At 44.7% G+C, this 291-nt stretch carries 1 protein-coding gene; it reads right to left on the bottom strand.

What is annotated here, in order from left to right:
- Positions 1-291 (bottom strand): putative porin (locus ACNKXV_RS14405; RefSeq protein WP_417908397.1); only part of this gene is annotated, 291 nt, incomplete at both ends.

Genomic DNA, 291 nt, shown 5'->3' with positions numbered 1-291 from the left:
GTGAAATAGAGTGAGTTGGGGTCAACTTCCGGCGGGATGATCCCTCCGATTTCATTCACGGTATGTTTCATCCTAGAGAATGCACCCAGTAACCAATATTTCCCATTTTCAGATCGGTAATTGGTATGAAATGCATAGGCATTTTGGACCGCCATATGATCGTCTCGTTGCGCAGGATTGAGTGTTTTTCTGATCCGAAGCGTATTGAAATCGATGCCTACATTCCACCGGGGATTGATATTTCTGGCAAAAGAAACGTCGAGCATGTTTCTGTTTCCCCCTCCAAAAAAC

The organism is Christiangramia aquimixticola (assembly GCF_048285835.1).
Lineage (GTDB): Bacteria > Bacteroidota > Bacteroidia > Flavobacteriales > Flavobacteriaceae > Christiangramia > Christiangramia aquimixticola.
Note: the sequence above shows the minus strand (reverse complement) of the source record. Positions and strands in the feature narration are given on the sequence as shown.